A 22,359-nucleotide genomic window follows, 5' to 3' on the forward strand; every position below is an offset into this window, starting at 1 on the left:
ATTAATTTTGCACAAACCTAAACTATGAAAAAGAAAATATTAATACGTATTGGCTCACTTCGTCATGGAGGTGCTGAAAAAGTATTGGTAACTTTTCTCAAAAATCTTTCACCAGAAAAATACGAAATTGATTTGTTGTTAAATCTTTATTCGGGTAAATATCTCAAAGATGTGCCGTCTTGGATTAATATCTATTATTTGAATAAAGGTGAAATGATTACGACAAATCGTCCGCAGGATATTCCGAAAAAAGCTTTTCGAGTGATTTATCAAAAGATTTTGTCATCGTTTCCAAAGTTGCTTTACAAATTTATTTTACCGAATAAAAAATACGATATAGAGTTTGCGGCAATTCATGGAATGGCAGATGAAATCTTGAATTCTCCGATTAAATCTTCTAAAAAAATAGTTTGGATTCACAATGATTTGTCGAATATTCCTGAATATACAACAGTGCGATTGAAAAACTTTTTCAAGTTTGATCAAATTCTAGTGATTTCAGAAAAGATTAATCAATTATTTTTAGGTTTAGCAAATTCAGATGAACAAAAACAAAAAGTGGTTCGTATTTATAATCCTATTGATGTCAATGAAATTAAAAAGTCAGCTTTAGAAGCTTGTGAGATTCAGAAAAAAAATGATCAACCAACATTTGTTTCGATTGGAACAGTTTTTCCACAAAAAGGATTTGATCGTCTACTGAGAGCGCATCGCAAATTGTTAGACGAAGGTTTTCAACATCAAGTTTGGATTGTTGGTGACGGTTACGATTTTCCGAATATTAAAAAATTGGTTGAAGAATTAAAAGTTGAAGAAACTGCACATTTGATTGGTTTCAAAGAAAATCCTTATCCATATTTTGTTCAAGCCGATTATTATATTTTATCCTCTCGTTACGAAGGTTATCCAACAGTTTTGTTTGAAGCGATGGTTTTAGAAAAGCCAATTATAGCAACAGATGTTTCGGGAGTTAGAGAAATGTTGAATGATGGTGAATTAGGTTATATTATCGATAATGAAGAAGAAGCAATTTATGATGGGATGAAATATTTTATTCAAAATCCTGAAATTGCTCATAAATATCAACAAATCATTGAAGGAAAAACATTACCTTTTGAGTTGGGTAATGCAGTAAATTCAATTGAAAAATATTTAAACTAAATTATGAAAACAATTATTCAGAAAGATTTTTATCGAAACTTTGGATATTGGACAAATTCTCCTTTCTTGAAAGGTTTTATGAGCCCAGGTTTTCGTTTTATTTATTGTTTAAGAAAAGCTCAACAATATTCTGCAAAACATCCTTTAGGTTTAGTTTATCGTTTGTTGTTGCGTCGTTATTCGATTAAATATGGTTATCAAATTTCTGCAAAAACAGAAATTGGAGCAGGGTTAAATTTAGGGCATTGGGGAACTGTCGTTGTTAATCCTAAATGTAGAATTGGGAAAAATTGTAACATTGCGCATGGCGTAACCTTAGGTCAGACAAATAGAGGAAAATCGAAAGGGTTTCCAATTTTGAAAGACGATGTATGGGTTGGTACAAATGCTGTAATTGTTGGTGGAATTACAATCGGAAATAACGTATTGATTGCGCCAAACAGTTATGTAACGCAAGATGTGCCAGATAATTCGATTGTGAGAGGAAATCCAATGCAAATTATTTCGAACGAAAAAGCTACGGAAGGTTATATTAATAATAGAATTGAATAAAATTTTTTGAAAACAATACTTTTCATATTGCCAGCTCTTAATCAAGGTGGTGCGGAGCGAGTAATTACAACGCTTTGTAATGAATTGGATCGAAAGAAATTCTGTCCAAAATTGGTGCTGTTCAAAAAAGAAGGTTATTATTTAAATCATTTGAAAGATGATGTTGAAATTATTGAATTAAACGTTTCTCGTATTCGTTATTCGATTTTCAAAATTATTCCGTTGATTAAAAAGTTGAAACCAGAAATTGTTTTTACAGGTTGGGGAGAAATTTCCGCTTTTTTATCACCAATCATTTCTTTGTTTCCTAAAACGAAGTTTATCACAAGAGAAACAAATGTGGTTTCTGAACATGTAAAACGAAAAGAGATTCTATTCTTTTATCGATTTTATAACAATTTTCATCAAATTATTGCGCAAAGCGATGATATGAAAAATGATTTGATTGAGAATTTTAGAATTTCGGAAAATAAAATTATAAAAATTAATAATCCAGTTGATTTTGATTTGATTAATCGATTAAAAATAGAAAGTATTACTATCGATTTTGACACGAGCTATAAAAAAATTGTGGCAATAGGAAATCTTTCTCCACGAAAAGGTTTTGATCTTTTATTGAATGTGATGAATGAATTGAAAGGAGAAAATATACATTTAACGATTCTTGGAGATGGAGCTTTTAAAGAAGAATTAACTCAACAAAAAGATGAATTAGGTTTAAATAATGTAACATTTAAAGGAAAAGTTTCAAATCCATTTATTTACCTAAAAAATGCAGATTTGTTTGTACTTTCTTCTCGTTACGAAGGTTTTCCGAATGTTTTGCTGGAAGCTGGAGCTTGTGGAACTTATAGTTTGGCAAATAATTGTCCAGGAGGAATCAATGAAATTGTACAAAAAGGAATTAATGCAGAAATTTTTCCAATTTCAGATTCAAAAGGTTTTGCAGAAAAAATAAAAGAGGCTTTGCAAGAAAATCATTTAGAAGAACAAATAATTTCGAGTATTTATTCTCGATTTAGTAAAGAAAAAATAATTCAACAATACGAATCAATTTTTGATAAAATATAATGTCAATTCAGTCTAAAATATCAGTCATTGTGCCAGTTTATAACACCGAAAAATATCTTTCGAAATGTTTAAATTCGATATTGAATCAAACGTTGAAAGAAATTGAAGTGATTGTTGTAAATGATGGTTCTAAGGATGATTCTCAAGAAATTATTGATGAATTTGTTTCTAAAGATTCGCGCATAATTTCTATTCAGAAAGAAAATGGAGGATTAAGTGATGCGAGAAATGCTGGTATTGATAAAGCAAAAGGAGAATTTATTGCTTTTATTGATTCTGATGATTATATTGATTTAACGATGTTGGAGAAAATGTATGAATTGGCGAAAAGAGATGAATCTGAAATTGTTTTGTGTGATTTGGTAAAAGTTGATGAAAATGGTAAAGAATTTCGTGATTTACCGCAATCGCCTCAATTGCCAGAAAAAATGATTTTAGCAGAAGATTTTACCATTTTTGGTGAAATGAGTTGCTTTGCTTGTAATAAAATCTTCAAAAAATCGTTGTTTGAGAATCATCAATTTAGAAAAGGAATTCATTTTGAGGATATAGAATTGATTCCGAAATTGGTTTTAGATTCTAGTATTATCTCTAAAATAAATGAACCTTTTTATAAGTATTTCGAACGACAAGATTCTATTACAAAAACACATACGGAGAAAGGTTTGGATATGTTTGTTGCTGTAAATGAGGTGACAAATTATTTTTATCAGAGTAAATACAATACATTTGCAACTGAGTTAAAGCGTTTTCAAATTATACAAGGTTATTATTCGTATTTAGCTTATTTGGCTTATGTGAAAGATAAAAAATTGAAGCGTAAAATGTTAAATGTTTTGAATGACTTTTTAAAGGCAAATAACTTAACAAAAAAAGAACTTAAAAACTACAAGCGTTTTGATAAAAACTATTTAAATTCATTACCATTGAAAAAAAGATTTTTTTACCATTTAGCCATGATTTATCCTCAACTATTACTTAAATTTTAATCGGTAGTGAGTTTTATTTATTTATTCATATTTGCATTTCTACTTGTTGCATCTTTTTTAGAGTTTTCTAATAAAAAGGTTAGTAAACAATCATATGTATTAATTGTTGTGATAATGTGTTTAACTGCTGGATTGGGATATGCATTGAGTCCTGATTGGGTAGCATATTTTGATACTTTTAATGCATTGGCTTATGTAAATTGGTCAGAGTTTGGTCGTTTTGCCTATATGGCAGGTATGGAGAAAGGATATTTAGGCCTGAATAAAATACTTGTTGATTATGGTTTTGATTTTGGGATGCTTACTTTAATAGTTGCAACAACTTCTCTTATTCTAAAGACAACAACTTTCTATAAATACGGAGGATTTCCTTTTTTAGTATTATTTATTTATGCGATGCCGAATTTTATGTTCGAAGAGCATGTACATATTAGGCAAGGATTAGCAAATGCAATTGCACTTTATTCTATACGTTATGTAATCGATCGTAACCTAATAAAGTTTTTGATTTGTATTACAATTGGATTTCAATTTCATGAATCTATAATTGTTTTTTTACTTGCTTATTGGATTGCCCCAATGAAGTTTGATGAAAAATTTATAGGCTGGTTAGTTGTGTTTTCAATTATAGGGTTTTATACAGGTTTAAATTCAATTATAGAAATCATTATGGATTTTATGCCAATTGGTCAAGATAAATTTGAGAGTTATCAAAGTCAGTTATATGATCAAGGTAATGGTGTAGCAGTAGGTGATTTCGTGAAGATTATTTCAATTCTTTCAATTATTATTTATAATAAATATGCTGTAGAAGATAAATTATATTGTTATTTCCGTAATCTTTTTGTTTTTGGAGTTTTATTATACTTTTTTTTAGGAAAAGGAATTTTTGGTGTTAGATTACCTGGATTTTATTTAGTTTTCTTAGGGCTTGCAGTTGGTAGATTAGTATATGTATTTGATGGGGATAAATTTAAAAGAAATTTTATTTATTTGAGTTTTGTGTCTTATACTGTATTATTGATTTTTTGGTTTCAAATAAAGCAAGCACATAAATCAAATTTCTCAAATTATAGAACAGTTTTTAATAAAGAAGCGGTTTACGGGCTATGGAAATGGAATTAATATCTATAATAACGCCTTGTTATAATTCAGAAAAGTATATTTCAGAAACATATGATTCAATAAAATCTCAAAATTATAAGAACTGGGAGTGGATTATTGTAGATGATTGTTCATCAGATAAATCTGTCGAAATAATTCAATCATTTAATGATGAACGAATAAAATTAGTTATTCAATCTAAAAACCAAGGTGCTGCCTATGCTAGAAATTTAGCATTAAATAAAGCACAAGGTAGATTTATAACATTTCTCGATAGTGACGATTTATGGCTTCCTAATTTTTTAGAAACTACAATTAATTATTTAATAGAGAATAATGAAGAGTTAGTTTATTCAAGTTATAAACGGGTTGATGAAAATTTAAAACCATTGTTAGCAGATTTTATTGCTGTAGACAAAGTAGATCGAAATCGAATTTTATATAATTGTCCTATTCCGATGTTAACATCTGTATATGATTCAAAACGAATTGGAAAAATACCGGTTCCAGATGTAGAACTTCGGGAAGATCATGCAATGTGGATAGATTTGTTAGGTAAAATAAAATATGCAAGAGCAATCAATGAATCTTTAGCTATTTATAGAATTAGAAACAACTCAGTTTCTCGAAATAAATTACGAATTGTAAAAAAACAATATAATGTTTATAGATATTATTTAAAAATGAATTTTTTTAAATCGTCTTATTACACTTTTTTTTGGGCAATTAATGGAATAAAAAAATATGGAAAATTTTAAATTATTAGAGTATTTATATACATTAAATATCTCTCCCTTATATGTCAATATATTTGGAGCATTTTTTTCTGCTTTATTTATTACATTAATATCCATTCCGAAAATTATACGAATATCATATAAAAAACAATTGATGGATGTGCCTGGAGAGAGAAGTTCTCATGAAAATAAAGTACCAACTTTAGGAGGTGTGGCTTTGTTTTTTGGAATTGTTGTGTCTACTTCAATATTTGCAACCGAATTAGGTGTTAACTATTCTTTCTTTTTATCCGCAATTACAATATTATTTTTTATTGGATTAATGGATGATTTGTTAGTTGTAGCTCCTGATAAAAAATTATATGGTCAGATTATAAGTACAATATTAATTATTTTTGGTTCTGGTATAATGATTAAGTCATTTTCAGGGTTATTTGAGATCTATGAAATTCCTTACTTTATTGGAGTTATTTTAACCATTTTTGTATTTATAGTACTAATAAATGCGTTTAATTTAATTGACGGAATTGATGGTTTAGCTTCAGGAATTGGTATAGTAATTAGTTTGTGTTTTGTTTATATATTCTACAGAATATTTGATTACGGGATAGGAATATTAGCTGTTAGTACATTAGCTGTTTTACTAGGTTTTGGAAGGTATAATTTGTCTAAAAAGTTTAAAATATTCATGGGAGATACCGGTTCTATGGTTATAGGATTTATTTTAACCTTTATGGCAATTCGTTTTTTATACATTAGTGAAACGTCAAGTTTAGGATTAAAAACTGGTCCTGTTTTACTTCTTTTTATTTTTGTAATTCCAATAGTAGATACATTATCTGTTTTTACAATTCGAATTCTTAGAAAAAGAAGTCCTTTTTCGGCTGACAAAAACCATCTTCATCACCAGTTTTTAAAATTAGGGTTAACTCATATTCAAACTTCAATAATATTAGTACTTATTAACATTTTTTTTATATTCATTGGGTATTATTTTAGAAATATTGAAATTAATAAACTATTTTTGATCTTTATTGTTTTATCAATTAGTTTTGTTGTCTCTTTACGATATGCTGTAATATTAAAAAAGAATAAAAAAATATCATTATAAAAATGCTTAACTTAAAATCAACTTTAACCAAAACTTTTATTTTGTTGATAATCATGAATTTGTTTTCATGTATATCTTTAAAAGATGTTCAACTAATTCAGCCAGATCCTAATTTAAAATTAGATGCAAATGGTAAGATTTCTTTTGAAAAACCTGAATATCATATTCAAAAAAATGATCAAATTTTAATTAATATTTCGTCTGCTGCAGGAGCTTCTATGGGAATTCTTAGTGATTTTATTACTTCAGGTAATAATACTCAAGGAGGAAATGGAGTGTATGTAAGACAAGACGGAGCAATTGAGTTACCTCGTATTGGGAAAATAAAATTAGAAGGTCTTACTATTGAACAAGCTCGAAAGAAAATTCAAGATGAGTTCTATAAAATCTACGATGAAAAGGGAACTTTTATCGATGTTAATTTAGCGGGAATAGAATATACTATTGTAGGAGAAGCAAGTCAAGGAGTTTTTAGAGCGCCTAAAAAGAATATAACGTTACTAGATGCTTTTGCCCAATCAGGAACGAATAATATCTATGCTGATTTAAAAAATGTACGAATTATTAGAACAGATTTAGATGGGACAAAGCAGGTATATGTCGATTTAACAAAAGAATCTATTATGAATTCTGAGTATTATTGGATTCAGAATAATGATATTATTGTTGTTAATCCTCGTAAAGAAAAAGTATGGGGTGTAGGACTAAATCCTCTTACTGTTGTTACTACTGTAATGGGAGCAATTGCAACAATTTTAGGAGTTTATTTATTCTTTGATAAAATATAATAATGGCAGATACAACAATTAATCAAAAAGTTAAGAAAAAACAATCTGACTTTATTGATGTAGAAAGGCTTATACCAAGATTATTGAATGCTTGGCCATTATATATAATTTCGATGCTAATTGCGTTGGCGGTAGCATATTATCTTAATAATTGGAAGCTGAACAAAATTTATACAGCAAATACAACATTTAAAATTAAAGATAATAGTTCTGCTAATAATTCATTAGCCTCTAATTCTATTAACTTTATTTGGGGAGGAAATGCAAATAAAATTGATGGGTTAACGTATACATTAACTTCTCGTATTCATAATGAGAAAGTTGTAAAAAGAGCAGAATCTTATATATTCTATACAGAAGAAGGACGTTTAAAAAAATCTAATATATATAAATTAGATGCTCCTTTTCATGTTCATATTGATACATTACATCAACAAGTTGCATATGTTGATGTAAAAGTAAAACCTAAAGATCATAACTCTTTTTATTTTGAAGTTGAGAACAAAAATGGTTCTTTATATCAGTTTACTAAAGATAGTATTATAAAGTCTGACGAGTTGAATTTACCTAAGATTGGTTATTATAATCAATGGATGGTAGGTAAAAACTATAAAATCATGTTGACTCGTTCAAATGTACCATTTTCTGAAAGCTCAATATCATTTAAATTAGTCACAATCAAAGATGCAACAGGAAGAGCTGTACAGAATTTTAGTGTTACAAATCCATCTAAAATTTCAAGTATAATAGCTGTTTCAAAAAATGCTGAAAGTTTGAATGAAGCAGTTGATATTTTAAATAATTCAATTCAAGTTTTAATAGAAAATGAATTAGCAGAAAGAAATTTATCAGCCTACCAAACACGTAAATATTTACAAGAACGAATTGCAGCTGTAAAGCTTAAGCTAGATAGCGCAACAAACAATTTACAAGAGTTACAGAAGAAAACTGGAGTTTATAATTTCGACACAAAGAAAGGCGAGCTTTTAAGTAAACTTACAGAATTAGATAAAGAACGCGTAACTGTAGAAGAGAAAATCAATGCATTACATCGTTTAATGCCTAAAAAATCGAGTAGTGTTGATAATTTAATCGCTCTTAATATTGCTGGTCTTGATGTGTCTTATTACATGACGAATGTAGATCAATTAGAAGGTCTTGAAAATCAGCGCGAGCAAATGCTAAAAGTTTATAAAGCAAATACTGATGAGATTAGAGAAATTGATCGTCGATTAGCTAAAACAAGAAATAATATTTCGAATGTAGTTAATGCACATTTACAAAAGCTGAATACAGATCTATCTATGATTAACGCTAAGTTAACGGAATCTGAATTCAAAGCGAAAGATTTACCTTATGAAGAAATTGAATTTGTTGAAGCGAATCGTGGATTTGAATTGAATAGTACATTGTATTCAACTTTAATTAATCAATTAAATACAACTGATTTATCTTTAGCATCTATCGTATCTGATATCACAATTATTGATCCAGCTAAAAATCAAGGTCAAGGTTCTATTTATCCAAATCCGCAGCGTAATTATTTAATAGCTTTGGGAATTGGTTTATTGATTCCTTTGATTTATGTAGTGATTAAAGAATTATTAGATTTCAAAGTTCGTGTATTAAAAGATATTACAAGTCGTACGAATATTCCAATTATTGGTTTAGTTGGTCCATTAGGAGATAATTCGCCTTTAGTTGTAATCAATAATCCAAAATCAGGAATTTCAGAATCGTTTAGATCAATTCGTTCTAATCTAAAATATTTATATAAGAATCCAGGACTTGAAGAACATAATAAAACGATTTTAGTAACTTCATTTATTGGAGGTGAAGGAAAGACTTTCAACGCGATGAATATTGCGAGTTCAATCGGTTCTATGGATAAGAAAACGGTTCTGATTGGATTAGATTTACGTAAACCAAAAATATTTGATGATTTTAACATCAATAATAAAACAGGTGTTACAGACTATGTTGCGGGTGATTTAGAATTAAATCAAATTACGCAACGTACAATTTTACCAAATTTAGATATTATTACAGCAGGTCCAATTCCTCCAAATCCTTCAGAATTGATTTTAAGTAAACGAATGGATCAATTATTTGCTGAATTGAAAGAGAAATATGAATTTGTAATTATAGATTCACCACCGATTGGTTTGGTAACAGATTCGTACGATTTGATGCGTTATGCAGATTGTACATTGTATGTAACTCGCTACAATTATTCGGAGAAAAACTTTATCAATGCGATTTCTAATAAATATGATGAAGGTGAAGTTTCGAATGTCGGAATTATATTCAACGATTTCCAAATTAAAACTGGCTACGGTTATGGTTATGGCTACGGCTATGGCTACGGCTATGGCTACGGTTATGGTTATGGCTACGGTTATTTTTCTGGAGATGAGAATTTTGATAATTCATCGTTTGGAAAAATAAAACGTTTAGCTTCTCGAATTAAAGGTAAATTCTTTTAATTGAAATGATCTTAAAGAACATATTTGATTATATACTTGCATTAATCCTACTAATATTTTTAGTGGGATTAATTGTTTTGTTAATTATCATAAGTTCTATAGATACCAATCAATTTGGCGTTTTTACACAGAAAAGAGTAGGGAAGAATGGAAGGTTTTTCAAGATTTATAAAATTAGAACGATTAAAGGAATTTCTAAATCGACAATAACAACCAATCAACATCAAATTACCAAAATTGGAAAGATTCTTAGAGATTATAAATTAGATGAATTACCTCAATTATTCAATATTCTAAAAGGAGAAATGAGTTTTGTTGGTCCTCGACCTGATGTCGCTGGTTATGCGGATAAATTGATTGGAGAAGATAGATTGATGTTGAAAGTTAAACCAGGAATAACTGGTCCAGCTCAATTAAAATATAGAAATGAGGATGAAGTTTTGTCTAATGTAGAAGATCCAATCCAATATAATGATGAAATTCTTTGGCCAGATAAAGTCAAAATTAATGTAGAATATGTAAAGAATTGGAGTTTTCGACAAGATTTGATTTACATGTTTCAAACAATATTCAAAAAATAAAAAGAGAATCCTAAATTGGATTCTCTTCTATTTTTAAAAATATTTTCGTTTTTCTAAACTTGAATAACACCTAAATTAAATTGTTTCTCAATAGGAGCATGATTTGCAGCTTCAATTCCCATCGAAATCCATTTACGCGTATCTAAAGGATCAATAATTCCATCTGTCCACAAACGTGCCGCAGCATAATAAGGACTTGTTTCATCATTGTATTTTGCTGTAATATCGTTCAAAAGTTCTTGCTTTTTCACTTCATCAACTTCTACACCTTGCGCTTTCAATGTCGCTTCTTTTATTTGTAACAAAACTTTCGCCGCTTGCTCGCCTCCCATAACTGCCAATTGAGCCGAAGGCCAAGCCGCAATTAATCTAGGGTCATATGCTTTTCCGCACATAGCATAGTTTCCTGCACCATAAGAATTACCAACTATGATCGTGAATTTTGGAACAACAGAATTAGAAACTGCATTCACCATTTTTGCTCCATCTTTGATAATTCCACCATGTTCTGATTTAGATCCAACCATAAAACCAGTCACATCTTGTAAGAAAACCAATGGAATCTTCTTTTGGTTACAATTCGCGATAAAACGAGTTGCTTTATCTGCAGAATCTGAATAAATCACACCACCAAACTGCATCCCATCTTTTTTAGACTTCACAATTTTACGTTGATTAGCCACAATTCCAACTGCCCAACCATCAATTCGCGCATACGTACAGATGATTGATTTTCCATAATCAGGTTTATATTCGTCCAATTCTGAGTTATCAACAATTCTGTTAATAATCTCATACATATCGTACTGCTCAGCGCGAGATTCAGGTAAAATACCATAGATTTCATTCTCATCTAAAGCAGGTTTTGCTGCCTCAATTCTATTAAATCCAGCTTTTTCATAATCACCAATTTTACCAACGATAGACTTTATTCTATCCAAAGCATCTTTATCATCTTTTGCTTTATAATCAGTCACGCCAGAGATTTCGCAATGTGTTGTTGCTCCACCTAAAGTTTCGTTGTCAATATCTTCTCCAATTGCCGCTTTTACCAAATAACTTCCTGCCAAGAAAATAGAACCTGTTTTGTCTACAATCATTGCTTCGTCGCTCATAATTGGTAAATATGCTCCACCAGCAACACAACTTCCCATCACAGCAGAAATTTGAGTAATTCCCATTGATGACATGATTGCATTATTGCGGAAAATTCGACCAAACATTTCTTTATCAGGAAAAATCTCATCTTGCATTGGTAAATAAACACCTGCGCTGTCCACCAAATAAATAATTGGCAATTTATTTTCCATCGCAATTTCTTGCGCACGCAAATTCTTTTTACCTGTAATTGGAAACCAAGCACCAGCTTTTACTGTCGCGTCATTCGCAACAACAATACATTGTTTGCCAGAAATGTAACCAATTTTCACAACAACACCTCCCGAAGGACATCCGCCGTGTTCTTTGTACATTTCATCGCCTGTTAAAGCTCCAATCTCAATATTCGGTTTTTTTTCGTCCAAAAGATAATCAATACGTTCCCTTGCAGACATTTTTCCTTTGCTATGCAACGCATCAATTCTTTTTTGACCTCCGCCAAGGTAAACTTGTTTCAGTTTTTGACGTAGTTTAGAAAGTAATAATTTGTTATGATCCTCTCTTTTATTAAAAGTTAAATCCATTGTGGTTTTCTGTTTGTTTACAGCCCTAAACTAATGAATTTTATCGAATTCTTAAAATGAAATTTAGACTTGAGAATCAACGAATACAAAGTTCTTGCAATGCGTTTGGATTTGAGGAAAAAATGACAGAAAATCAATTTCTAGATTGGCATAATTTTTTTCAAATTCTGGAATGATTTGATGCAAATTATTCTCAAATTTTGCTCGACTTCCGATTCCTTTTAATGTTTTTTGAACGCCTTCTAAGGTCGAATAATTTTCGAACCAATCATATTTCAATAAATAAAAAATGGTTTCTTGTAGTTTTTTTGGAAACGAATTGTATTCATCCTTAAATAATTGATAACAATCTGTTTTAAATTTTTCGAAAGGGGTTTCAGAATAATTATTCCAATATTTTATCAAAAAATAATCATAAATCACATCAATAATAATTGGTGCAAATTTGTGTTGTGTTTCGTGAAAATAACTTGAGCTTTTCTTCACCGTTTCGTGAGAATCTGTATATGTATCAATCGAACGATGCAATAAAATCCCTTTCTGAATTTCTTCTGGAAAATCTAAATATTGTTTTCCTTTAACAGTTTCTCCAAGCAAATTCCCAATCTGAAGCGATTGATTTCCGAAAGATAAATATTGATGTGCGACAAAGTTCATAAGGCTTGTTTAGTTTCATAAAGTTAAGTTTTTTTGTACAAACCTGTGTTATTTTACTGTGAAGAAAAAAAGCCATCTAAAAAAGAAGGCTCAAGAATTATATTTTTATTCGTTGTTTCCAGAAATTTGATTGATTTTTTCTTCTAAAATCGGATAATATTCAATCATTGAATCTTTTAAATTTCGATCCAAACTTAATGCATTTCCTAATGCTTCATTTCCTAATTGATCTTGATCGGTGATATAATAAACATTGCTTAATTGATAGAAAAATTCGGCACGATTAAAATTCTTCAAAGCCCCTGTTAATAAGACTGCGATCGCTTGTTCGTATTCTCCAACGGCAATCAAAGTTTCGGCGTAAGCAAACCAAGTATTGAATACTAAAGGTTTCATTTCAACAAGTTTTGAAAGGTTTTTTATAGCTTCCTCAAACTTCATTTGTTTCAGAAAATAGTAAGTTGAATCTGTATAATATTCGTAACTATCGCCATTCAATTCTATTGCACGCTGAATGTAATATTCGGCTTCTTCAATATTTTCTAATTTGTTGTAAAGCGAAGCTGCTTTTGCCCAAACTTTATCCAATTGTGGATCTTCTTTTATCGCAATATGATAAGCTTTCAATGCTTTTTGTGGTTTTTCTAACTTTTCGTACAATTCACCAATTTTCATATGCGTAACAGCGGGCGAATCATCAAATTCTAATGTTTCCTCTAGTGTTTCTATTGCTTTATTGTATTCTCCTAATTCTTCCAATGAAACTGCTTTGTTAGCATGACCAACAATAGAGTTAGGATTAATCGCGAGTACGTAATCCAACGCATTTATAGCTTCGTCATACATTTTTTTGTGATTGTACAACAAACCAAGTTGCAACCAAGAAACTTCCGAATATGGATTGTCGTCAATAAAATCTTTTAAAAATTCGATGCATTCATCAGGATTATGAATTTCTTCGTAGCATTGAATAATAGAGTAGAAAGTATAATCATTTTCTGGATTGAATTTCAATGCTTTTCTGAAAGCAATCAACGCAGAATGAACTTCATCTAAATTCAAATATTCATTTCCGATACAATTACAAATAAAATCAGTTTCTTCGTCGTCTATTTGCAAAGCTTCTTCATAAAAACTTATCGCTTTTCGGGGCATATTTTTCATTCCCCAAAATCGCGCTTGTACAAGAAGGTAATCTAATTCGTTTGCAGCTAAATCTTTTAAATATTTGATGAGTTTTGCAGCTTTTTTTAAATCCTCAATTGTAAGAAAATATTCAATTCTTTTGATTTTGATATCTATATTCTCGGGGTGCATTTTTTCTGCAAAATCTAGCGCACGTTTTGTGTATTCGCTATCATTTACTTCAATATAGAATTCAAGAATTTCGACCAAATCCTCCGAATCGTAATACTTATATTCACGATTATCAAGCATTTGCTCAAAACCTTCAATTAGCTCGTTATTAAAAAAATCTTCGTCCATAGTGATAGACTAATTTACAAAATAAAATGTGCAAAAATCATAACGAATTGTTAGAGTTTTGCACATTTGTTAAACAATTAAAATAGATTGTTTTAGATAATATTTTTGATGCTTTCGATCATTTTATCAGCTAATTTATTTGCATTTTCTTCTGAAGTACTTTCAGTATAAATACGAATAATTGGCTCTGTGTTTGACTTTCTTAAATGAACCCATTCTGTAGGGAAATCAATTTTAACTCCATCAACCGTATTGATTTCTTCGTTTTTGTAAACTTCTTGAATTTTCACTAACAATTCGTCAACATTGATTTCTGGTGTTAATTCAATTTTCTTTTTCGCCATAAAATATGCTGGATAAGAAGCTCTAATTTCAGAAACTGATTTATCTTGTTCGGCTAAATATGTCAAGAATAAAGCAATTCCTACTAAAGAATCGCGCCCGTAGTGCAATTCAGGATAAATAATTCCACCGTTTCCTTCTCCACCAATTTTAGCGTCAACGTTTTTCATTTCAACTACAACATTCACTTCTCCAACTGCTGATGGTGAATATTTTTGACCATATTTTTCAGAAATATCACGTAAGGCACGAGAAGATGATAAGTTAGAAACTGTTGCTGAAGGTGTTTTTGATAATACATAATCTGCGACTGCAACTAATGTGTATTCTTCTCCAAACATTTCACCTTTTTCGTCGATAATTGCTAAACGGTCAACATCTGGATCAACCACAATTCCGAAATCAGCTTGTTCGTCGATTACTTTTTTACAGATGTCACCTAAATGTTCTTTTAAAGGCTCTGGATTATGTGGGAAATGCCCATTTGGCTCACAATACATATCGTAATGAATCACACCTAAACGTTGTAACAACTTAGGAATTGCAATTCCTCCAGTTGAATTTACCGCATCAATCGCAACTTTGAAATTTTTCTCTTGAATCGCTTTTGCATTCACTAATGGCAAAGCCAAAATTTTCTCGATATGTAAATCAATTGCATCATCAAAAGTTTCATAAGAACCTAAATCATCAACTTCTGCAAAAGTATAATCATCTTTATCTGCGAAAGCTAAAATTTGTGCACCGTCTGCAGCAGAAACAAATTCTCCTTTTGCATTCAATAATTTCAACGCATTCCATTCTTTTGGATTGTGAGAAGCAGTTAAAATAATTCCTCCATCTGCATGTAAATGTGTCACCATAACTTCTACAGTTGGCGTTGTAGATAAACCTAAATCGACAACATTAATTCCTAATCCTTGTAAAGTTGAACAAACTAATTGAGAAACCATTTGTCCAGAAATTCGAGCATCACGCCCTACAATTACTTTATATTCTGATTGATTTGATTGATTCTTAAGCCAAGTTCCATAAGCAGCTGCGAATTTAACAGCGTCTATAGGAGTTAAATTATCTCCCGGTTTTCCTCCGATTGTTCCACGAAAACCTGAAATAGATTTGATTAGAGACATAAATTTTATTTTATAGTGTTACAAATTTACAAATTACAAAAACTTTTCTTATCTTTTTGGAACGATTTTAGTTAAGATTTACTTAACAATTTTTAAAACCATAAAAAATAGTATTAATTATGATGACAACTTCATTTATTATGTTAGGTATTACCGGAGTTTGGAGCTTTTTGGTATACTTAGTGTTCGGTTTAATTTGTGCTGGAATTGCTAAAGCAATAATGCCAGGTAAAGATCCGGGAGGATTTTGGGTAACTGCACTTATAGGTATTGTTGGTGCGTATTTAGGAGCTTATATGCGTACAATTTTAGGAATTTCTCATGATGGAGAAGTAAGTTTTTTCAGTCCATTGGATTGGATTTTTTCAATCTTAGGATCATTAATTTTATTATTTATCTGGAAAAAATTATTAGCTCCAATGTTTAATAAATAATTCATTACAATTATAAAAAAAATCCTTTATCAGTCTCTGATAAAGGATTTTTTTTATTCATACTATTTATAAAGGAAGAATGTTTTTTTCGTATTTCTGATTAATCATAATTGCAGAAGCTTCGTAAAAAGCAATAAATCCGCAGATGATTCCTGTCCAACCAGCAAAATGTAAAATGCTTTGACTACCTGTAAAGTTACCTGCTGACAATAAAAAGAATAATAAGGTTAATGAACCAAATAATAATTTTCCTACTAAATTGCCTTTTAAGGTTTGTAAAAAGTTGATTAATGTAAATATTCCCCACATTCCTAAATAACATCCCATCGCATTTCCGTCTGGTTTTTCTACACCAAACATCGGTGCTAACCATGTAAATACAAGTGTTAACCAAAAAGCGCCATAAGACATGAATGCAATACTACCAAAGTTGTTTCCTTTTTTCCATTCCATAACGCCAGCTACAAATTGTGCTCCACCTCCAAAGAAAACACCCATTCCCATAATCATACTATTAACAGGGAAAAAACCTGCATTGTGTATGTTTAATAAAACAGTTGTCATTGCAAAACCAAATAATCCTAAAGGTCCAGGATTTGCTGTTTGATCTTTAATTGAGTAAATATTGTTCATGTTATTTATTATTTTGAGACAATAATAATCTGAAAATAATAAATAAAAAAGAATTTATTCATAAAAAGTGTATAACGTACACTATAAAAGTATTTTTAAGTGAATAAAATATTGGTATGTAATAAATTGAATACTTAAATTTTTTATTGTCTTAAATGAATAAAAAATCCGTTAATTATCATTAACGGATTTTTGAATTTGAAATATAATGTGATTATTTCTTTTTGTTCTTTTTTTGTTGCTCTTGCATTTCTTGTGCTTGTTGCATCATTTCTTGCATTTTCGAAGCAAACTTACCTGTCTTTTTAGGTTTTGTTTTATTTGTTTCGATGATTTGATGAATCTTCGCTTCGTGAATCATATATTTCTTAATATATAACACGATGAAAATATTAATCGCATTGGATACTAAATAATACCAAGATAGACCAGAAGCATAATTGTTAAGGAATACAAAGAAGAAAACTGGCATTACATACATCATGTATTTCATGAATTGCATGTTTGGCATTCCTTCTTGTTGTGGCATTTGGAAATTATCCATAGATCCAGAAACTTTAAAATAAATCATCATTGCAACAATGTATAATAAAGCGAATACACTTAAGTGACCATTAAGGAATGGAACCCATTCTGGTAATTTGATTAAATCATCGAATGCTGTTAAATCGTCTACGAACCAGAAAGGAACACCTCTCAAGTCGATTAAGTTCGGGAAGAAACGGAATAACGCATAGAAAATAGGAATTTGTAATAATGCTGGTAAACATCCTGCTAATGGATTGATTCCTGCATTACGATAAATTGCCATTGTTTCTTGTTGCTTCTTCATCGCATCTTTCGGATCCTTGTATTTTTCGTTGATTTCATTCAACTCTGGACGAACAACTTTCATCAATGCAGATTGACGGTATTGTTTGTACATAATAGGAGATAAAATCAATTTTACAACGATTGTCATCAAGAAGATTACCCATCCGTAAGTGATTCCTACAGAAGCTAACCATTTGAAAACGTTCAAGAAGAAATATTTATTCAACCAACCAAATAATCCCCAACCAAAGTCAATTAAGTTTTGGAATCCTTTGTCGTTGTAATCTTTCAACATTTTATAATCCAATGGAATAAAATCCCATGTGAATTTAGAATTGATTTCACTATTTTTCAACTCTAATTTAGAGTTTAAGTGATAGTGTTTACTATAAGTTAAATCTTCTTTATCAGAGTTTTTAGAACCACCTTTTGTTGTTTTAAACCCTTCATCATTTGATAAAACTGTTGCGAAGAATTGTTGTTTGTTGGCTACCCAAGAAATAGCTTCCTCTTCTTCCCATTCGTCAGAACCAAATAATTCGTATTCGATGTCTTTGTTTCCTTTGAACTGAAAATAAGTGTGTGACCAATATTTTTCTTGATCTTTCCCTTTCTCAGTACTGAAACCATCCATTGTCCACGCTAAATCTACATTTTTTTCAGAAGTGATGTTAGATAAACCTTGCGTTTTAACTTCGAAATCGATACCATAAGAATCTCCTAATGTATAGATGTATTGAATTTGACTATTTTGAGCATTCGCTGTAAACGTCACAATTGTATTGTTCGCATTTTTCTGTACTTGAGGCACAAATACTAAATCCGAAACATTAAGAACAGCTCCTTGTTTTGTTTTGAATGATAAGTTGAACTTACTTGATCCATCTTTTATCAAATGTAAAGGATCTTTGTGTCCATCTTTTTTGTCATTGTAAGCTGTATATCCAACGATTTGTACGTCAGAAATTTGAGCTCCTTTTGGCGAAAAAGTAACTTTTAATTTATCATTACTAACTTCAACATCTTTTGCTAATGTAGGGTCTACAGTTTGAAAAGCTTGTGTTGTAGCTGTTTTATTTAATTGTTCCTGTTTTTTCGCTTGCTCTTGCTTTTGAACTAATTCTTTTTTCTGTGCTTCGACCTCCGCTTCCGAAGGTTTGTTTAGAAAATAGAATACGCCAAAAAGAATTGCAATTAAAATAAAACCAATCGTTTGGTTAAAATCAAATTTTTTCTCTTGTTGCATTTAATAAATCATTTTGTTTATTCAATAAAGAAGCTTCGATAAAACTTATAAATAAAGGATGTGGCGAAGCAACTGTACTTTTATATTCCGGATGGAATTGTACACCTATATAATATGGGTGTTGATTATGTTCTAAAATTTCTACTAATTCTGTTTCAGGATTTTTACCAACTGGAATAAAATTGTTTTCAACAAATTCATCATAAAAATCATTATTGAATTCATATCTATGACGATGACGTTCTAAGATTTCGGTTGTGTTGTAAATTTTCTCAATTTTTGAATTTGGAGTTAATTCACATTTCCAATTTCCTAAACGCATTGTTCCTCCTTTGTCCGAAACATCTTTTTGATCTTCCATCAAACTGATAACAGGATAAGGCGTTGTTAAATCCATTTCTGCTGAATCTGCTTTCTCGTAACCTAAAACATTACGCGCAAATTCGATTGCCATAATTTGCATTCCTAAACAAATTCCTAATGTTGGAATATTATTTCTTCGTGCATAATTTGTAGCAATTATTTTACCTAAAATACCACGATCTCCAAAACCTGGCGCGATCAAAATTCCCGAAACTCCTTTCAATTGCTCTCCAACATTGTCTTCTGTAATATCGCCAGAATATACCCAACGAACTTTTACATTCGTTTCGCAAGTTGCAGCAGCATGTGTAAATGCTTCTGTAATTGATTTATAAGAATCGTGTAACGAAACGTATTTACCAACTAAAGCAATCTCGATTTCGTTTTTAGGATTTTTATGATTTGATAAGAATTTGTTCCAAACTGTAAAATCTGGTTCTTGATCAGTTGGCAAATCTAAGCCTTTTAAAACAACTTCGTCAAAATTTTGTTCATGTAATAAGAATGGAACCTCATAAATTGTGTCTGCATCCATACTTTCGATTACATTTTCTTTGCGAACATTACAGAATAAAGCCAATTTAGCTTTTACATCTTTTGGTAAATGACGCTCTGTACGTGTAACTAAAACATTGGCATGAATACCATTTTCCATTAATGTACGAACAGAATGTTGAGTAGGTTTTGTTTTTAATTCACCCGCAGCAGCTAAATAAGGGACTAATGTTAAGTGAATAACAGAAGAATTATGTTCTCCTAATTCCCAAGTTAACTGACGGATAGATTCGATATAAGGTAAAGACTCAATATCTCCAACCGTACCTCCAATTTCAGTAATGATGATATCATAATCACCTGTATTACCTAATAATTTGATACGACGTTTGATTTCGTTTGTGATATGAGGAACAACCTGAACTGTTTTTCCTAAATAATCTCCACGACGTTCTTTTTCTATAACTGTTTGATAAATACGACCTGTAGTAACTGAGTTAGCACGAGATGTTGCGCGGTTCAAGAAACGCTCATAATGTCCTAAATCTAAATCGGTCTCTGCACCGTCTTCCGTAACGTAACATTCTCCATGTTCGTAAGGATTAAGTGTTCCTGGGTCTACATTTATATAGGGATCCAATTTCTGAATTGTTACTCTATATCCTCTTGCTTCTAGTAGCATTCCTAATGATGATGCTACGATTCCTTTTCCTAACGACGATGTTACTCCTCCGGTAACGAAAATGTACTTTGGTGCTTTGTTTGTTTCCATTGAATCTTTAAATCAATGGTTGCAAATTTACGAATAAATAATGGGGTAAAAAAAAGTGGGAGTGAAATTTAGAGAAATAAAAATAGGCAAGCGATCTACATCACACCGCTACGACCGTATACCTTTGCTACGTTCCCGTCCTGGAGGATTCAACAGGAGCTGGTTGTGTAGGACTTGCCTGATGCAAAGGTAAGAAAGTTTTGTAAAAATAAAAGGGTTTAGGGAAAAAAATAAATAATTTTATCAAAAATGTAAATAATGAATTGATTTACAACAAAAAAGTGGAACTATAAAAGTTCCACCCACATTGAAAAAAATTAATTTACTTTAATAAAAGTAATTGATAAAATGAATTTACTTTATTATTGTTTAATAAATTTTACAGATTTGGTAGTATGATTTGAATTGATTGTAATAATGTAAATTCCTTTTGATAATGATGATACTTCAATCTTTTCTTTTATATTATTGAGATTTGATTTTTTAACTACTTTCCCGTCAATAGTTGTAATTGTATATTGATTGATAATATAATCAGATGAAATGTTAAGAGTTGATGAAACTAAAGTAGGATATACATTTATATTGTTTGTAGATTTGATATTTTCGTCTGTGTTTAATAGTTTTTCATCTAGCTTGACAACCCATCCTCTTCCAAAGTTAAAAGCAGAATTATCATAACCACCAATATATTTTCCGTTATTAGAGATTGTTAAAGCTGTTCCCATCATACCATCATAAGTATCAATAGAGAAACCAGCTTTTTTAACATAATCGCTTAAAAGTTGTACTTGATCGCCAAAAGATTCGTGCCAAATTACAGCCTCTCTAACTAGTTGATTAGCACTATTTATAGTGGTCATATATCCTACAGCAATTCCATTATCAGAAATATCTTCAAAAGCTCCTGCATAAAAACCATCATAGATTTTTATAGATTTTCTTTCACCTGTTTTATGATTATAGACCATAGGAAGTCCTTCCCATTCTCCTGCCATTAGCCCATTTACATTAATTTTCATGATATCTGAAACTGCGGATTTTGGAAGAGTTTCATCTATGTATGTAATCTTTAAATCTTGATCGATTAAACAAGGAATTCGTCTTGTTCCTCCATTATTTCCTTCATCATCAACCCATCCAGCCATTAACCCTTCGTCATTAATAGTGTAAACAGCTAATGCTAAATATTTTTCATTAAATATAGGTCTTAGTTCGCCTGTTTCTGTATAATAGATAAAAGATCCATATATATCTTTATCATTAATTCTTTTTGACATTTGGCCAACGATATACTTTCCATTTTCGGAATAATCAAAAACAGTAAAGGTACTTTTGCCGAAAACAAAATCTTGAAAAACGCCAATTTGTTTCCAATCATTAGTTTTTGTTTTAAAAGCAGGTACTTTATTACTTGTTCCAGAAATTTTCATTTCTCCAGTAATATCACCATTGTCATTTATTGTATTTAATTGACTTATTCCTAAAGCTGTTTCAGCAATGGTGTAAACTTTGGTGTTGTAATCGAAATATTTTACAGCAGATAAACCTAATCCGTTGTTATTAATACTCCTAATTGATGTACCTAAAGCTTGAGAAAAATAAGCTTCTGTTTGTGCATTTATTTGTAAACTACATAAAGTAACAAATAGGGATAAAAAGTAATGTTTTTTCATATAAATATTAATTTCTTGAATTCAAAATTAATATTCATTTTCAGAAAT

At 30.4% G+C, this 22,359-nt stretch carries 19 protein-coding genes and 1 other RNA gene; 11 read left to right on the plus strand and 9 right to left on the minus strand.

What is annotated here, in order from left to right; all coding sequences use genetic code 11:
* Positions 1-24 precede the first annotated feature (24 nt).
* From FH779_RS01990 to FH779_RS02035, 10 genes are read left to right on the plus strand one after another with little or no spacing between them, the layout of a single operon-like run.
* Complete coding sequence (locus FH779_RS01990; RefSeq protein ID WP_180905877.1) at positions 25-1,161, plus strand: glycosyltransferase; 1,137 nt, start codon at positions 25-27, stop codon at positions 1,159-1,161.
* A gap of 3 nt (positions 1,162-1,164) precedes the next feature.
* On the plus strand, positions 1,165-1,713 hold the full coding sequence (locus FH779_RS01995) for a serine O-acetyltransferase (RefSeq protein ID WP_180905878.1): 549 nt from the start codon (positions 1,165-1,167) through the stop codon (positions 1,711-1,713).
* 6 nt (positions 1,714-1,719) lie between these two features.
* The gene (locus FH779_RS02000) at positions 1,720-2,784 is read left to right on the plus strand and encodes a glycosyltransferase (protein ID WP_180905879.1); all 1,065 of its coding nucleotides are present in this window, start codon (positions 1,720-1,722) and stop codon (positions 2,782-2,784) included.
* Positions 2,784-3,773, plus strand: coding sequence for a glycosyltransferase family 2 protein (locus FH779_RS02005; RefSeq protein WP_180905880.1), 990 nt, complete (start codon positions 2,784-2,786; stop codon positions 3,771-3,773). The genes FH779_RS02000 and FH779_RS02005 overlap by 1 nt, the downstream gene beginning before the upstream one ends.
* Before the next feature lie 6 nt (positions 3,774-3,779).
* On the plus strand, positions 3,780-4,898 hold the full coding sequence (locus FH779_RS02010) for an EpsG family protein (protein WP_180905881.1): 1,119 nt from the start codon (positions 3,780-3,782) through the stop codon (positions 4,896-4,898).
* A complete protein-coding gene (locus tag FH779_RS02015; RefSeq protein ID WP_244958004.1) occupies positions 4,889-5,635 on the plus strand; it encodes a glycosyltransferase family 2 protein in 747 nt (248 codons plus the stop codon). The genes FH779_RS02010 and FH779_RS02015 overlap by 10 nt, the downstream gene beginning before the upstream one ends.
* A complete protein-coding gene (locus FH779_RS02020) occupies positions 5,622-6,725 on the plus strand; it encodes a glycosyltransferase family 4 protein (protein ID WP_180905883.1) in 1,104 nt (367 codons plus the stop codon). Before FH779_RS02015 ends, FH779_RS02020 begins: the two co-directional genes overlap by 14 nt.
* Positions 6,726-6,727: 2 nt before the next feature.
* Positions 6,728-7,513, plus strand: a complete 786-nt coding sequence (locus FH779_RS02025; RefSeq protein ID WP_244958005.1) for a polysaccharide biosynthesis/export family protein — start codon at positions 6,728-6,730, stop codon at positions 7,511-7,513.
* Between the two features lie 2 nt (positions 7,514-7,515).
* A complete protein-coding gene (locus FH779_RS02030; protein WP_180905884.1) occupies positions 7,516-9,999 on the plus strand; it encodes a polysaccharide biosynthesis tyrosine autokinase in 2,484 nt (827 codons plus the stop codon).
* 5 nt (positions 10,000-10,004) lie between these two features.
* Complete coding sequence (locus FH779_RS02035; RefSeq protein WP_180905885.1) at positions 10,005-10,580, plus strand: sugar transferase; 576 nt, start codon at positions 10,005-10,007, stop codon at positions 10,578-10,580.
* A gap of 53 nt (positions 10,581-10,633) precedes the next feature.
* On the opposite strand, the gene FH779_RS02040 is transcribed toward FH779_RS02035, so the two are convergent.
* The 4 genes from FH779_RS02040 to glmM form a co-directional block, all read right to left on the minus strand.
* Entirely contained in the window at positions 10,634-12,262 is a 1,629-nt protein-coding gene (locus FH779_RS02040) for an acyl-CoA carboxylase subunit beta (RefSeq protein ID WP_180905886.1), read from the minus strand.
* Positions 12,263-12,325: 63 nt separating this feature from the next.
* Positions 12,326-12,919 carry an acyl carrier protein phosphodiesterase gene (locus tag FH779_RS02045; RefSeq protein ID WP_180905887.1) on the minus strand — a complete coding sequence of 198 codons (594 nt, stop codon included), beginning with the start codon at positions 12,917-12,919 and terminating at the stop codon, positions 12,326-12,328.
* Between the two features lie 105 nt (positions 12,920-13,024).
* On the minus strand, positions 13,025-14,404 hold the full coding sequence (locus FH779_RS02050; protein ID WP_180905888.1) for a tetratricopeptide repeat protein: 1,380 nt from the start codon (positions 14,402-14,404) through the stop codon (positions 13,025-13,027).
* Positions 14,405-14,496: 92 nt separating this feature from the next.
* Positions 14,497-15,879 carry a phosphoglucosamine mutase gene (glmM, locus tag FH779_RS02055; RefSeq protein WP_180905889.1) on the minus strand — a complete coding sequence of 461 codons (1,383 nt, stop codon included), beginning with the start codon at positions 15,877-15,879 and terminating at the stop codon, positions 14,497-14,499.
* A gap of 119 nt (positions 15,880-15,998) precedes the next feature.
* Between glmM and FH779_RS02060 the strand changes: the two genes are divergently transcribed.
* Positions 15,999-16,313 (plus strand): GlsB/YeaQ/YmgE family stress response membrane protein, encoded by a 315-nt coding sequence (locus FH779_RS02060; RefSeq protein ID WP_180905890.1) that lies wholly within the window; start codon positions 15,999-16,001, stop codon positions 16,311-16,313.
* Positions 16,314-16,379: 66 nt separating this feature from the next.
* On the opposite strand, the gene FH779_RS02065 is transcribed toward FH779_RS02060, so the two are convergent.
* The 5 genes from FH779_RS02065 to FH779_RS02085 all read right to left on the minus strand — a co-directional run bounded on the left by FH779_RS02065 (position 16,380) and on the right by FH779_RS02085 (position 22,311).
* Positions 16,380-16,946, minus strand: a complete 567-nt coding sequence (locus FH779_RS02065; RefSeq protein ID WP_180905891.1) for an acetate uptake transporter — start codon at positions 16,944-16,946, stop codon at positions 16,380-16,382.
* A 214-nt stretch (positions 16,947-17,160) separates the two neighbouring features.
* A complete protein-coding gene (gene yidC / locus FH779_RS02070; protein WP_180905892.1) occupies positions 17,161-19,005 on the minus strand; it encodes a membrane protein insertase YidC in 1,845 nt (614 codons plus the stop codon).
* Positions 18,983-20,635, minus strand: coding sequence for a CTP synthase (locus FH779_RS02075; protein WP_180905893.1), 1,653 nt, complete (start codon positions 20,633-20,635; stop codon positions 18,983-18,985). The genes yidC and FH779_RS02075 overlap by 23 nt, the downstream gene beginning before the upstream one ends.
* Positions 20,636-20,716: 81 nt before the next feature.
* Positions 20,717-20,815, minus strand: an RNA gene (ffs, locus tag FH779_RS02080) — signal recognition particle sRNA small type.
* A 182-nt stretch (positions 20,816-20,997) separates the two neighbouring features.
* The gene (locus FH779_RS02085; protein WP_180905894.1) at positions 20,998-22,311 is read right to left on the minus strand and encodes a T9SS type A sorting domain-containing protein; all 1,314 of its coding nucleotides are present in this window, start codon (positions 22,309-22,311) and stop codon (positions 20,998-21,000) included.
* Positions 22,312-22,359: the final 48 nt, after the last annotated feature.

Source organism: Empedobacter falsenii, assembly GCF_013488205.1.
GTDB lineage: Bacteria > Bacteroidota > Bacteroidia > Flavobacteriales > Weeksellaceae > Empedobacter > Empedobacter falsenii_C.